This window comes from Leucobacter iarius, assembly GCF_039530105.1.
Lineage (GTDB): Bacteria > Actinomycetota > Actinomycetes > Actinomycetales > Microbacteriaceae > Leucobacter > Leucobacter iarius.
Genome location: NZ_BAAAOB010000001.1, coordinates 149460 through 162779 on the forward strand (window position 1 = coordinate 149460; position 13320 = coordinate 162779).

Sequence of the window (13320 nt, forward strand, 5' to 3'; positions counted from 1 at the left end):
CTCGGCGCGCTCGACGCCGGCTCAGCCGCCGAAGACGGAGAGCTTGCCGTAGTGCTGCGCGAGCAGGTAGTAGACGGTGAGCCGCTGCTTGTGACCGGGCACCTGCTCCCCCACCTTCGCGATCGCCGCATCGATGTCGGCATCGGAATCAGCGACCCCGAGCTTGCCCTTCACGAAGCTGTCCCGCACCGTCTTCAGCTCCGCCGGATCGCTGAAGGAGACCTGGCGCGCATCGGCGTCGCGCAGCGCGAGCGCATACGTCTTCTCCATCGCGGCGACCACCGACTCCTCGGCCTGCGGGGCGTACTTCCTGATGTCTTCCAGAGCGCTCATCTGCATTGATCCTTTCGGGACTCTCGACCCGGAGCGGGCCTGGCATCATTCTGTCCCCAGGTCGCGCCCGCGTCGAGAGTCGGATCTGAGAATTCACCGACCGCCCGCGAACGACGACGGGCCCCGGAGCCGAAGCTCCGAGGCCCGTCGCACGAACGGTCGCTCGGATCAGGCCGCGACGAACCCGTCGGCGACGTCGAGCGCCGCATCGATGATGTCGAGACCCCGGACCAGGTCCTCCTCGCTGATGACGAGCGGCGGCGCGATCTGCAGGCGGTTGCCCGCAGCGAACGGCCACAGGCCCGCGTTCTTGCAGGCCGCGATGACCGCGTTGTATCCGTCGCCCTCGAGCGGAGCGCGCGTGCCGCGGTCGGTGACGAGCTCGAGCGCCCAGAACAGTCCGGTGCCGCGCACCTCGCCGATCGACGGGTGCTTCTCGGCGAGCTCGCGCAGGCGGGGCTCGACAACCCGAGCGCCCAGGTCGCGCACGCGCTCGATGATCCCCTCCTCCTCGAAAATGTCGAAGGTGGCGACGCCCGCCGCGCAGCCCAGGGGGTGACCGCTGTAGGTGAGGCCGCCGGGGAACGGCTTCTCGACGAAGCTGTTGTGGATCTCCTCGGAGATCACGACGCCGCCGAGCGGCACGTAGCCCGAGTTGACGCCCTTCGCGAAGCTCACGAGATCGGGCTTCACGTCGAACGCCTGGTAGGCGAACCACTCGCCCGTACGCCCGAAGCCCGCCATGACCTCGTCGCAGATCAGGACGATGCCGTACTTGTCGCAGAGCGCGCGCACACCGGCGAGGTAGCCGGGCGGCGGGACGAAGATGCCGTTGGTGCCGGTGACCGTCTCGAGGATGATCGCGGCGATCGTCGCCGGGCCCTCGAGCTGGATCGTGTGCTCCAGGTGGGTGAGCGCACGCTCGGCCTCCTGCTCCGGGGTCTCCGCGTAGAACTCGGAACGGTACTGGTAGGGGCCGAAGAAATGCACGACGCCTGCGTCGGGGGTGCCGTTCGCCCAGCGGCGCGATTCGCCGGTCAGCGTGATCGCCGTCGCGGTGGAGCCGTGGTACGAGCGGAACCGTGCGAGCACCTTCTGACGGCCGGTGTGCTGGCGGGCCATGCGCACCGCGTACTCGTTGGCCTCGGCGCCGCCGTTGGTGAAGAACACCGAGCGGGCGCCGTCGAAGCTGCGCTCGACGATGCGCTTCGCGAGCTCGCCGCGCACGTCGTTCGCCATCGCGGGCTGGATCGTCGCCAGGCGACCGGCCTGCTCCTGGATCGCCTTCACGAGCCCCGGGTGCTGGTGCCCGAGGTTCAGGTTGACGAGCTGCGAGGAGAAGTCGAGGTACTCCTTGCCGTCGTAGTCCCAGAAGCGCACGCCCTCGCCCTTGGCGACGGGGATCGGGTCGATCTTGCCCTGCGCCGACCAGGAGTGGAAGACGTACTGGCGGTCGTTCGCGCGCACCTCGCGCTGGGCGTCGGAGTCGCCGAAGCTCTGCTCGGCGCCGTTCTGGTCGATGAAGTCGCTCATGGGTTCTGCTCCGGATCCTCTTCTTCGTGGTGTCTCGCTGCGGGAAGCGGGCCGCACCGACTGCACGGCCATCGCATCCGCGCCGCATCGGGCAGTGTGTTCGACCTCGAACGCGGCGCACTGTCACCAGTATTTCAGCGAGGATCATCGCTGGAATCACGCAAAGCGACCGCACTTCTGAAGCCGACCGGACACTCTGTATGATAGCCGCGTCGCCCCGTTCGGGGCGGAGTCCCGGAGCGAGCGGAGCACACCATGGCCGACCCCCTCGAACGCCACCCGCTGCCGAGCGTGCGCTCGGTGCTCGCCCTCCCCGAGCTCGCCGACGGACGCCTCGAGCTGATCGCCGGGCGCGGCGGGCTCGACCGCGAGGTGCGCTGGGCCCACGTGGTCGCCGGCAGCGGCGCCGATGGCGGCGCCTCGCTGCTCGACGGGGGCGAGCTCGTCCTCACCACGGGGGCGGGCTGGCCCCGCGACGAAGCCGGCCTGGCCCGCATCGCCGAGGCGCTCGTCGCCGCCGATGTCGCCGCGATCGTACTGGAGCTCGGCGTCCACTTCGCCGAGGCCCCGGCGCCGCTCATCGCCGCGTGCGAACGCGACGGGATCCCCCTCGCCGTGCTGCGTCGCGAGGTCCGCTTCGTCCAGATCACCCAGCGCGTGCACCAGCGGATCCTCGCTGCTCAGAACGAGGCGCTGCGCGCCCGAGCGCAGGTGCACGACATGCTCACGGAGCTCGGACTCAACCGCAGCCCCGTCGACTACGTGATCGAGCGGCTCGCCGAGACCATCGGCGCCCCGGTCGTGCTCGAGGACTCCGCGCACCGTGTCGTCGCGTGGTCGGGTCCGGGGCACCCGCCCGAGGAGGTCCTGTCGGCCTGGGTCGCCTCGGACGGACGCGGATTCGAACTGCCGGCGAGCTGGGTCCGCGTGCCCGTCGAGGCCCGGGGCAGCCGCTGGGGATTCCTCACCGCGCTCCCCGGCGCACCGCACCCCGCCGGCCGGCGCACGGTGCTCGAGCTGGGCGCGTTCGCCCTCGCGCTCGGGCGCCTGGCCGATCCCGATGGCGACGCCTGGGTGCGGTTCTCGTCGAAGCGGCTCGTCGGCGCGCTGCTCGGCGGCCGATACCGGCACGAGACCGAGCTCGCGGCGCAGCTCGCGGCCGGCGGGCTGCCCGTCGCGGGCCGGGTGACCGTCGGTGTCACGCTCCGCGGCGCCGGTGATTTCGGCGGGCCCGCCGCCAAGGAGCGCTCGGTGCTGGAATCGGCCCTGCGCCGGGCCATCGCGCCCGAGGGACGAGCGCTCATCGCGGTCGACGACGGCGAGCTGTCCACGTTCGGTCCCGGCACGTCCGGCGGCGGGCCGGGCGACGCCGGGGGGCGACGAGCGAGCGGTGAGCGCCCCGTGCTCCTCGCCCTCCTGTCCTTCCCCGACGGCGACGCCCGGGTCGCCCCGACCGGGGACCGCGGGATCGCCTCGCCCCTGGCCGCCCGGCTCGCCCGCGAGATCGATGCCCTCGCGCCTGCCGCTACACCGGCGGGCTGGCGTGCGCACCTCGGCCTCGGGGTTCCCGCCCGGCGCCTGCGCGGCGCCATCTCGTCGCTCGAGACGGTGCGCGCGGTCGGGATCCTGCCCGCGGCGACTCGCGCGGGTCGGGTCAGCGTGCAGCAGGCCGAGCGCCAACCGCTCGCGTTCCTCGTGCGCGAGCTGTCGGGCACCCCCGAGGTGCAGGAGTTCGCGAGCGACGTGCTGTCGCCCCTCGTCGAGTACGACCGCGAGCACCACGGCGATCTGGTGCGCGTGCTCGACGCCGTGACCGCGCACCCCGCGAACCGCTCGCTCGCGGCGCAGCGGGCGCGGCTCTCGCGCTCGGTGTTCTACCAGCGGATCGCGCTCATCGAGGAGCTCCTGGGCGTCGATCTGACCGACGGCATGACCATCGCGACGCTCACGGTCGCGCTGCTCGCCCGCCGCGAACGGTAGCGCTCCCGCCCCCGTTCGAGGAACGGGTCGCCGCGCCTATGCTGCGCGGTTCCAGAGCGACGGGTAGTCGTGCCCGAGCTCGCGCACGAGGCGGCGGAACGCCGGCAGCGAGAGTCCGATCACGCAGCTGGTCGCGCCCTCGACCCGATCGATGAAGGCCCCGGCGAGGCCGTCGATCGCGAATCCGCCGGCGAGTTCCAGCGGCTCGCCCGTCGCGACGTACGCTTCGAGCTCCGCGTCGGTGACGTCGGCGGCCAGCGACACCGTCGCGGTGTCGACGGCGCCCGCCGCCCCGCGCGGGGATCCGTCGGCCGCGACGTCGACGAGCCAGTGCCCCGAGTGCAGCACTCCGCTGCGGCCGCGGTGCTGCTTGGCGCGCGCGAGCGCCACCTCGGGCAGGTGCGGCTTGCCGAGGATCTGCTCGTCGATGAGGAACGCCGAGTCGCCGCCGAGCACGAGTCCCCCGCCGAGCTCCGCGATCTTCGCGGCGTGCCGGCGCACCACGTCCTCGGCCTTCAACCGCCCGAGGTACTCGACGAGCTCGGGCGCGGTGAGCGCCCGCCCCAGCTCCGCCTCGCGCGCGACGACCTCGGCCTCCTCGTCGACCTGCGGCGAGAAGCAGACCGGCTCGATGCCGGCGGCGCGCAGCACCGAGAGACGGGCGGGCGAGGTCGAGGCGAGGATCAGACGCATGCCGCGAGTTTACGGCGTCCGCCTCCGCAGGGTCGCTGCGGCGAGCGCGAGGGCGACCACCGAGACCGCCGCGATCACGATCAGCGGCCCCCAGAGCGTCCAGTCCTCGTCGCCCTTCGTGACGGCGGTGACCGCGTCGATCGCGTAGCTGAGCGGGAGCCAGTCGGAGATGGCGTGGAGCACGTCGGGCATCTGATCGCGCGGCATGAACAGCCCACCGAGCAGGATCTGCGGGAACACGAGCACGGGCATGAACTGCACGGCCTGGAACTCGGTGCGGGCGAACGCGCTGGCGAGCAGGCCGAGCGCGGTGCCGAGCAGGGCGTCGAGCACGGCGACGAGGCCCAGCTGCCAGACGGGGCCGGTCGTGCTGAGGCCGCAGACGATCACGGCGAAACCGACGGTGATCACCGCCTGCAGGGTGGCGGCGAGGCCGAAGGCGAGCGCGTAGCCGACGATGAAGTCGGCTTTGCCGAGCGGGGTCGTCATGAGCCGCTCGAGGGTGCCGGATCGTCGCTCGCGCAGCGTGGTGACGGAGGTGATGAGGAACATCAGGATGAACGGGAAGAGCGCGAGGATCGGTCCGCCGAGTCGGTCGAATACGCCGGGCTGGTCGCTGAACAGCCAGGAGAAGAGCCCGACCAGCAGCGCAGGGGCGATGAGCACGAGCGCGACGGAGCGGGGGTCGTGCACGAGCTGACGCAGCACGCGCGCGGCGGTCGAGAGGGTGCGTGCGGGGTTCACGGCGTCCGTCCTTCCCCGTCGGGCCGTGCCGGGCCCTCCGCGTCGGCCGCGATGACGGCGAGGAATGCGGATTCCGGGTCCTCGGTCCCGGTGTGCCGCATGAGCGCGCCCGGGGTGGTGTGGGTCAGGATCCGCCCCTCGCGCATGAGGAGGAGGTCGTCGCAGCGGAGCGCCTCGTCCATGACGTGGCTGCTGACGAGCAGGGTCGTGCCCCCGTCGGCGAGGCGGTGGAACAGCTCCCAGAGCTCGGCGCGCAGCACGGGGTCGAGCCCGACGGTGGGCTCGTCGAGGACGAGCAGCTCGGGGGATCCGAGCAGGGCGGCCGCCAACGAGACCCGGTTGCGCTGTCCGCCGCTGAGCGCGTCCACTCGACGGGAGGCCTCGGATTCCAGTCCGACGAGCGCGACGACCCGCTCCGGATCGTCGCGCGGGGCACCGACGGCGCTGGCGAAGGCGCGGAGGTTCTGGCGCACCGTGAGGTCGTCGTAGACGGAGGCCGCCTGGGTGGCGTAGGCGACCCGGCGGCGCAGCCCGCGGGAGCCGGCGGGCTCGCCCAGCACGCGCACGCTGCCGCTGACCCCGGCCTGCGCGCCGACGACCGTGCGCATGAGGGTCGACTTGCCGCATCCCGACGGCCCGAGGAGTCCGGTCACCCGTCCGGCCTGCACCAGGAGGTCGAGGTGCTCGATCACGGCCCGCCGCCCGCGACGCACGCCGAGCCCCCGGATCTCGATGGCCGCACCGGCCGGGGCGCTGGGCTTCATGGCCTCAGCGTAGACCCGGCGGGGCGATGGCGCGAGCCCCGCCGCCGATCCGTGCGCATCGGCGCAGGAGGGATGGGAGAATGGGTGCATGGCGAATACCTCACCCCTGCAGCCCGGCGACGAGATCGAGCTCGAGATCACCAACATCGCGCACGGCGGGGTGAGCGTGGCCCGGCACGACGGCCGCGTCGTCTTCGTCGCCGACGCGATCCCCGGCGAGCGCGTGCGTGCGCGCGTGACCGAGGCCCGCAAGAAGTCGTTCGCGCGCGCGGTCACCCTCGAGGTGCTCGAGGCGTCGCCCGACCGGCGCCCCCACGTCTGGCCCGAGGCCGCCCTGGAACGCGATCCCGAGGAGCGCGCCGGCGGCGCCGAGTTCGGCCACATCGCGCTCGAGCGCCAGCGCGCCCTCAAGGCGCAGGTGCTCGCCGAGTCCCTGCAGCGCTTCGCGGGCGTGGAACGCGACGTGACCGTCGAGGCGGCGCCCGGCGACGACGAGGCGAACGGTCTCGGCTGGCGCAGCCGCGTGCGCCTGCACGTGGATCCCGAGACCGGCGCCGTCGGCCCGTACGCGGCGCGCAGCCGGACCATCGTGCCCGTCGAGTCCCTGCCGCTCGCGGTCGAGGGCGTCAACATGATCGCCCCGCTCGACGAGCCGATGCACCACCTGGTGTCGATCGACCTGATCGCTCCCAGCGCCGACGATCCCCGCATGCTGATCACGGCGGAGGAGGACGTGGCCCGCGCCGGCGAGAACGACGCAGTGCGCGAGCTCGTCGGCGACCGCGAGTTCCTGGTGCGCGCCGGCGGGTTCTGGCAGGTGCACCGCGAAGCGCCCGAGGTGCTCTTCACCGCCGTGCGCGACGCGGTCATCGCGCTCGACGAGGCCGGCCGTGTCGATGCCGGCGCGGCGAACCTCGACCTCTTCGGGGGCGCAGGCCTGCTGGCCGCTGCGATGGCCGAGGCCGTCGGCCCCGCGCTCAAGGTGACCACGGTCGAGGCCGATCCCGGCGCGACCGACGATGCCGCCGAGAACCTCTCGGAGCTCGTCGGAGCGCTCGCGGTGACGGCCCGCGTCGATCGTTACCTCGCCGACCTGCTCGCCGCGCCCGCGGCGGTCCGCGACCGCTTCCGCCGCTCGACCGTGGTGCTCGATCCCCCGCGCTCGGGTGCGGGCGGAGCGGTGAGCCAGCAGCTCGGCGAGCTGGCACCCGCGAACATCATCTACGTGGCCTGCGACCCGGTCGCGCTGGCCCGCGATACCGCGACGCTGCTGGGCCTCGGCTACGAGCTGGGGCCGGTGCGCGCGTTCGATCTGTTCCCGCACACGCACCACCTCGAGGCGCTCGCGGTCTTCACCCGGGTCTGATCCGGGCCGAGCCGGCTCAGTCCGCCGTGCCGTTCCCGGTATCGGCAGGCTGCGGCGCGCCCGGGTCCGCCGGGGTCGCGGGCGATCCGGGATCCGCCGGCGTGCCCGGGTCGGCGGCGGGGATGGCGATGCTCTGCCGCACCCCGAATCGCGTGCCGGATCCGTCGCCGTCGCAGTAGGCGAACACCAGCGCCTTCGTTCCGGAGGGGTACAGCACCAGCCCGCGCTCGTAGGCGCCCCGCGAGTCCAGCTGGATCCTGGGCGATTTGGCGGTGCCCGTGCTCACGCAGACCGTCGCACCGGGCACGCCGCCGGTGATCGAGACGGTCGCGGCGAAGCGGGTCGTGTCGATCGAACGCACCGGAAGAGCGGTCAGTTCGACCTTCGGTGCGGTGAGCGAGAAGGTGACGGGTGCGGCGGGCGACACGCTGTCGCCACGGGTCTGGGTGATCTCGGCCCGCTGCGCACCCGGTCGCAGTTCCAGATCCGCGAGGTCGACGGCCCATTTCCCGTCCGCGGCGACCGGTGGCAGGATCCGCGCGCCCGCGACGGCGACGGCGATCTTCGTCCCGGGTTCCACCGTGCCGCTGAGGCGCGGCGCGATGGTTCCGCCGGCGTCGCCGGAGCTCTGGACGGTCGGGGTCGGGAGCGCGGGGAGGTCCGGGCGCTGCGTCGGCGGAGGGTTCGGAGGACCCACCCGGTCGCCTCCGTCGGGCTCGGGCTTGGGCCTCAGCGGAACCTCGGGGAGGAGCGAGTCCTCCCGCGGGACGACCTCGTCCGCGAGCTGCGCGGGACGTCCGTCGGTCTGCTGACCGGCAACGGCCCCGAGGCCCGCCCCCGGCTCCACTCCGGCCGCGGCGCCCGAGGTGCCGGGACGCTGCTTCGCCGGAGACCGGGGCGCGCCGCCGGTCGCCGATCCGTTGTCCGACGGCGCCGCATGCTGCCCGGTGCTCCAGCCGCTGCCCGCTTCGAGAGTGACGGGCTGCTGGGGGTCGAAGGGGTGCGCGAGCACCACCGTTCCGGCGATCGCGGCCGCGGCGAGCGTGGAACCCAGCACGAGTCCGGTGGATCCGATCGCGACCTTGCCGCCGACGGCGGTCGCGAGCTTGCCGAAACCGGCGCGGAGGCCACCGACCTGCGTCAGCACGGCGAGGGGGCGGATCATCGCCGCTCCGTGCACCGCGGTCGCCCCGCCCGTCGCGGCGAACGCCGCCGGAGCGACCGGATCCGCCGCCCGCAGCGCCGCGGTCAGCGCACTCCCCGCGCCTCCGAGGAACAGCACGCCGAGGATCCCGCCGCCGAGACGACGGTTCGCCTCGAGCAGTTGCTGCTCGGCGGAACGGCACTGGCCGCAGCCGCGCAGGTGCGAGCGCAGCAGCGCGGCCCGCTCACGGGGCAGGGAATCCCGGACGTACCGCGGCAGCGCTTCGAACACTCGGGCGTGCTCGATCCCGCCGGGTGGCGTCGGCAACCACTGCGCGAGCCAGGCAACGCGAAGCCCCTCGGTCGCGCGTCGGCCGAGCACCGAGACGGAGTTCGGACTGATCCCGAGCCGCCGGGCGGTCTCCGCTCGGGGCAACCGCTCGACGGAACGCCACTGCAGCACCTGCTGCCAGCGGTCCGGCAGCGCGGCGAAGGCGCTGAGGATCATGGCCCGCTCTTCGACCGACTCCATGGCGTCGCCGACGCTCGGGTCCGGCACCTCTTCGACGGCGGGCACCGAGACGACCCGTCGGCCGGCGCGGAACCACCGCGCGGAGATCTCCCGCACGGTCTCGAGCAGGTGAGCGCGGAACGCCTCCGTCGGCGCGGAGTCGCGCTGCAGCCGAGCCCAGATCGTCGCGTAGGCCTCCGACACCACGTCGTCGGCGTTGCCCGGCGCGACCGAGCGGGCGACCGCGTAGGCCGCGCCCCGGTGCAGCGACCAGAGCTCGGCGAACGCGTCGGCGTCGCCGCACGCCGCGGCATCGAGCAGGCGGGCGTCGGTATCGGGATCGACGGGGTCCTCGGCGAACGCGGATCGGGCAGGATCGGGCCCGAGCACGACCGCGTCGCGCTCAGCCGTTCCCGACTCGCTCATCGTCTCGAATAGCCCGGTTCCAGATCCTGCGCCGCCGAATTACGGCACCGGTCGATTGTGCACCCCGAAACCACCTACACCAATACTGTTTGTGGGGTTCCCGCAAGAACACGGGGAAACCTGCCCCGGAACGCGCACGTGCGCGGGTACGAACGGGCTGTTCGCCCATCCGCACCCGCGCACTCGTCGCGTCGCGCTATGCCGTTCGGCGCAGTCGCCTCACCGTCAGCAGCGCACCGCCGCCGAGCAGGAGCACGCCTGCCAGGCCGAGCACGCCCGCGGCGGTCGCGTCACCGGTATCTGCGAGTCCGCCGCCGTTCGGCTTCTTGGTCGGCGGGGTCGTCGGGGGCGTCGTCGGCGGAGTGGTCGGCGGCGTCGTGGTCGGCGGCACCCGATCGACGGTTCCCTTGCCGTACCAGCTGTCCTTCGCAGGGTCCACGGTCAGATCAGCATCGGTCCCCGTCGCGGTCCCGGACACCGTCACCGTGTTGACGTAGTCCCCCTTCGGCAGCTTGCCCGAGGCCGTGTAGGCGATGGAGGCGCCGGGAGCCAGCGTGCCGTCGAACCCGCTCGGCGCGGCGATGGTGCCGAGCCGGTCGTCCTTCACGCTGTCGACCCGCACGGGCACGTTGCCCGTATTGGTGACCGTGTAGACGAACGGAACCGTCTTCTTCGTGGAGACGCTGTGACGATCCGCGGCGGTGGCCGCGCGGACGCCGTCACCGGTCTTCACGACCTGCAGGCCCGCGGTCGCGCCGAAGCCGTACCAGTCGGCCTGCACCGGCTGCAGCTCGTTCGGAACGCCCGCTTCGGTGGCCTTGACGGTGACCCGGTTGTGGTAATCGCCCTCGGCCACGGGCCCGCTCGCGGTGAAGACGACCTCGTCGCCGACACCCAGCGTGCCGCTGAAGCCGCTCGGCGCGGGGATCGTGCCGAGCACGCTGTCCGTCACGTCGTCGATCTGCACCGGCACGTCGCCCGTGTTCTTCACGGTGTAGGCGAACTGGACGGTGGATCCCGCCGCGACGTGCAGCGCGGAGGCCTGCGTGCCCTTCTGCTGGCCGTTGCCGGTCTTCGTCACCGAGATCGACGGGTGCGACAGCGGCGCGCGCACGGTCGTGACCGCGGTATCGCCGTTGCCGGCCTCGTTCCACGCCGAGATGCGGAACTGGTAGTTCTTCGCGGGGTCGAGGCCCGACACGGTCCGGGTCGCGGCAGTCGACGCGGCCGCGGGCACCACGGTCCAGGTGGCTCCGGCGTCCTCCGACTGCTCGATCACGTAGTCGCGCACCGGCGACTGCGCGTCGGCGGTGACGCCGCCGGGCAGCGCGTTCCAGGTGAGGTCGACCGAGGTCTTCGCCGGGCTCGTGTACTGCGCCGCGAACTGCGTCACAGCATCCGGGGTGCGGGCGAAGATCACCACGCGGGTCGCCGAGGACCCCTCGGCGACGGTCGCGTAGAGGAAGCCGCGCTCGTCGAAGGCAAGACCGCGGACCGTCGAGAGCTGTCCGTTGCCGGTGCCCGAGCCGAACGCCGAGAACTTGCCCTTCGCCGTGCCGTCGTTCGCGAAGACCGAGATGAGCCCCGTGCGCTGGCCGACGTAGATGTCGCCCGTGCGCGGCTCCACCTGGATCGCGAAGGTCGCCGTCTGCTGCAGGAATCCGGTTCCGAGGGTTCCGATGCCGATGGTCTGCTTCACGGCGCACCGGTCACGCGAGGACCCCGTCGGGTTGCCGACAGCCTCGGTAGTGCAGGAGTTCGGGTCGATGCGCTGGATGAAGCTCTTGTTCCCGTTGCCCGGATCGATGAAGCCGACGAGCAGGGTGCCGTCGGCAGGGTCGACCGCAATCGCGTAGGGCGAGCGGAAGCCGCCGTCACTCGGGTACGCCGTGCCCGCCGGCTGGTTCAGGTAGATGTTGCGCACGAAGGTGCCGTCGGGCTTGTACTGCTTCAGCAGTTCGGGCGTCAGGCTGGTGACGATCATGTCGCCGTTGTTCAACCGTGCGACACCGACGGTGTAGTCGAAGGTCTCGGGGTCGTAGCGGTTCGCCCATCCGTTGCCGCTCGGCCAGCTCGACTTGCCCATCGCGCCGGCCTCGGTACCGTTCGGCGTGACCATGCGCACGATCTTCTTCGCGTTGGTCAGCCAGCTTCCCTGACCGTCGGAGTCCATGGTCCAGGCCGTGCCTGCCTCGGTGACGGCGACGCCGCGCACCCCGCCGAACTTGCCGCTCGGCATCGTGGTGCCGTCCCAGACCTGGGAGTCGGCGAGCTTCGCGTAGTTGGCGCCGACGCCCGCGTTGTCGCCCGCGGCGACCGTGCCGTACGCGCCGCTGCCGGTGTACTGACCCGCCGCCCAATCCGGCGTCGCAGCCAGTTCGTGCCGCTGCAGACGCGAGTTGCCCGTGGGAGTGCTTCCGACGACCTTCGCACTGTCGGTCGCCCAGAGGCTGCCATCGGACGGGCTGATCGCCACACCGTAGGTGTAGACGAGGCCGCTTTCCCAGGTGCGGACATCACCCGCGTACCCCCAGAGGCCGCTGCCGCGCGCCTTGCCCGCGGTCTGAGCGACGCTGGTGGTGCCCGGAGCGGTGGTGGCGACGGTCGGGTCGCCGACGACGGCCGAGGCCGCGGTGGCTCCGAGCGCGCCGAGCGGGAGCGCGATCAGCGCTGCGGTCGCCCACGCGGCCGCGCGCGCCAAACCGCGACGAGGCGGTGCTGCTGTATTCATGAGGTTCCCCACGTGTCAGGAGCGCCGGCCCCCTCCGACCGCTCGAGCTGTCCGGGAGCGTTGGCACGTCCCCGACTTCGGCGAAGCGCCGCGCGCCCCCGAGCGGCACGGCAGAATACTTGAAACTTCCCCGAATCGAGTTGAGCGTACCTGGGGATCGCGCGTTCGTCCAGGGCATTCCCTGACTTCGGTCCGGATTTGTGATCCGGGAGCTCCGGAGTCGGTGCTCGCGCACCGCGAGGCCGCACGTTCTGCGGCCTTCCGGGCGGGTCGAGACCGTCGAGCGTCCTACCCGGGCAGGATCGCGCGGAACGCGTGCGTGACGTAGGGCATGCCGATCGACTCGCCGTCGCGCAGGCCGAGCCCGTCGAGGATCCGAGCGAGCCCAGCGTCGAGCTCCGCGCGTTCGACCGGGGATCCGGTGATGTAGGAGCTGCGGGAGCGCAGCATCCCGCCCAGCGTCGCACGCGTCGCCGGATGCTCCCAGGCCCAGCTCGCGTGCTCGGGAGCGCCGAACGGGGGCGCCAGTTCGGGACCGCCCGCGGCCATCGTGTCGCGCGACCCGCTCGACCGCACCAGCGCTTCGAGCTCGGCCGCCCACGCGGTGCGGGGATCCCGCAGGTTCCAGACGAGGCCCAGCACACCGCCCGGACGCAGCACCCTCGCGATCTCGCGGGACGCGAGCACGGGATCGACCCAGTGCCAGGCCTGCCCGAGCACGACGGCGTCCGCGCTCGCGTCGGCGCAGGGCAGGGACTCGGCGGTGCCGATCCCCGTCGGGACCCCGGGCACCGAGCCGCGCAACTGCTCGAGCATCTGCGCATCGGGATCCACCGCGGTGACCCGGCACCCGGCCGCGGCGAGGCCGCGGCTCAGCTTGCCGGTCCCCGCCCCGACATCGAGCACCCGCGGCGATGCGGCGGTGCCGCGGACAGGCGCGAGCATCCACTCGATGGCTGCGGCCGGATACTCGGGACGCCCCTGCTCGTACAGCTCGGCCACCGAGCCGAACGACGTGGCCCGCGCTTCCTGCTCTACCATCGCGACCCCGATTCCCGATTCCCCGGTGGAGCGGGCCGCATCCGGCCCGCGCTGA

The 13320-nt window shown here is 72.6% G+C and carries 10 protein-coding genes; 2 read left to right on the top strand and 8 right to left on the bottom strand.

Translation table 11 applies throughout. From position 1 onward, the window contains the following. Positions 1-21: 21 nt before the first annotated feature. Positions 22-333, bottom strand: a complete 312-nt coding sequence (locus tag ABD169_RS00635; protein ID WP_052961388.1) for a DUF2853 family protein — start codon at positions 331-333, stop codon at positions 22-24. Between the two features lie 168 nt (positions 334-501). Next, on the bottom strand, positions 502-1866 hold the full coding sequence (locus tag ABD169_RS00640; RefSeq protein ID WP_046455309.1) for an aspartate aminotransferase family protein: 1365 nt from the start codon (positions 1864-1866) through the stop codon (positions 502-504). Between the two features lie 255 nt (positions 1867-2121). Here ABD169_RS00640 and ABD169_RS00645 point away from each other — a divergent pair, with 255 nt between their 5' ends. Beyond that, complete coding sequence (locus ABD169_RS00645) at positions 2122-3846, top strand: PucR family transcriptional regulator (protein WP_344027965.1); 1725 nt, start codon at positions 2122-2124, stop codon at positions 3844-3846. Between the two features lie 36 nt (positions 3847-3882). Here the strand turns inward: ABD169_RS00645 and ABD169_RS00650 are convergent, their stop codons facing one another. The 3 genes from ABD169_RS00650 to ABD169_RS00660 are packed head-to-tail and all read right to left on the bottom strand — an operon-like array spanning position 3883 to position 6047. Further along, positions 3883-4539: a Maf family protein gene (locus ABD169_RS00650; protein ID WP_344027969.1), complete on the bottom strand. Its 657-nt coding sequence runs from the start codon at positions 4537-4539 to the stop codon at positions 3883-3885. Positions 4540-4548: 9 nt separating this feature from the next. Next, positions 4549-5283, bottom strand: a complete 735-nt coding sequence (locus ABD169_RS00655; protein WP_046455312.1) for an ABC transporter permease — start codon at positions 5281-5283, stop codon at positions 4549-4551. After that, entirely contained in the window at positions 5280-6047 is a 768-nt protein-coding gene (locus ABD169_RS00660; RefSeq protein ID WP_344027973.1) for an ABC transporter ATP-binding protein, read from the bottom strand. The genes ABD169_RS00655 and ABD169_RS00660 overlap by 4 nt, the downstream gene beginning before the upstream one ends. 88 nt (positions 6048-6135) lie before the next feature. Between ABD169_RS00660 and ABD169_RS00665 the strand changes: the two genes are divergently transcribed. After that, complete coding sequence (locus tag ABD169_RS00665) at positions 6136-7413, top strand: class I SAM-dependent RNA methyltransferase (RefSeq protein ID WP_344027976.1); 1278 nt, start codon at positions 6136-6138, stop codon at positions 7411-7413. Between the two features lie 16 nt (positions 7414-7429). Here the strand turns inward: ABD169_RS00665 and ABD169_RS00670 are convergent, their stop codons facing one another. The 3 genes from ABD169_RS00670 to ABD169_RS00680 form a co-directional block, all read right to left on the bottom strand. Further along, positions 7430-9493, bottom strand: coding sequence for a sigma-70 family RNA polymerase sigma factor (locus ABD169_RS00670; RefSeq protein WP_344027979.1), 2064 nt, complete (start codon positions 9491-9493; stop codon positions 7430-7432). Positions 9494-9689: 196 nt separating this feature from the next. Then, a complete protein-coding gene (locus ABD169_RS00675) occupies positions 9690-12224 on the bottom strand; it encodes a DUF7507 domain-containing protein (protein ID WP_344027982.1) in 2535 nt (844 codons plus the stop codon). Positions 12225-12512: 288 nt separating this feature from the next. Beyond that, positions 12513-13265, bottom strand: a complete 753-nt coding sequence (locus ABD169_RS00680; RefSeq protein ID WP_344027985.1) for a class I SAM-dependent methyltransferase — start codon at positions 13263-13265, stop codon at positions 12513-12515. Positions 13266-13320: the final 55 nt, after the last annotated feature.

Excerpts from the sequence above, each read along its gene's own strand:
- ABD169_RS00680 (WP_344027985.1), bottom strand. The coding sequence starts at position 13,265 with ATGGTAGAGCAGGAAGCGCGGGCCACGTCGTTCGGCTCGGTGGCCGAG.
- ABD169_RS00640 (WP_046455309.1), bottom strand. The coding sequence starts at position 1,866 with ATGAGCGACTTCATCGACCAGAACGGCGCCGAGCAGAGCTTCGGCGAC.
- ABD169_RS00645 (WP_344027965.1), top strand. The coding sequence starts at position 2,122 with ATGGCCGACCCCCTCGAACGCCACCCGCTGCCGAGCGTGCGCTCGGTG.
- ABD169_RS00650 (WP_344027969.1), bottom strand. The coding sequence starts at position 4,539 with ATGCGTCTGATCCTCGCCTCGACCTCGCCCGCCCGTCTCTCGGTGCTG.
- ABD169_RS00670 (WP_344027979.1), bottom strand. The coding sequence starts at position 9,493 with ATGAGCGAGTCGGGAACGGCTGAGCGCGACGCGGTCGTGCTCGGGCCC.
- ABD169_RS00660 (WP_344027973.1), bottom strand. The coding sequence starts at position 6,047 with ATGAAGCCCAGCGCCCCGGCCGGTGCGGCCATCGAGATCCGGGGGCTC.
- ABD169_RS00675 (WP_344027982.1), bottom strand. The coding sequence starts at position 12,224 with ATGAATACAGCAGCACCGCCTCGTCGCGGTTTGGCGCGCGCGGCCGCG.
- ABD169_RS00635 (WP_052961388.1), bottom strand. The coding sequence starts at position 333 with ATGAGCGCTCTGGAAGACATCAGGAAGTACGCCCCGCAGGCCGAGGAG.
- ABD169_RS00665 (WP_344027976.1), top strand. The coding sequence starts at position 6,136 with ATGGCGAATACCTCACCCCTGCAGCCCGGCGACGAGATCGAGCTCGAG.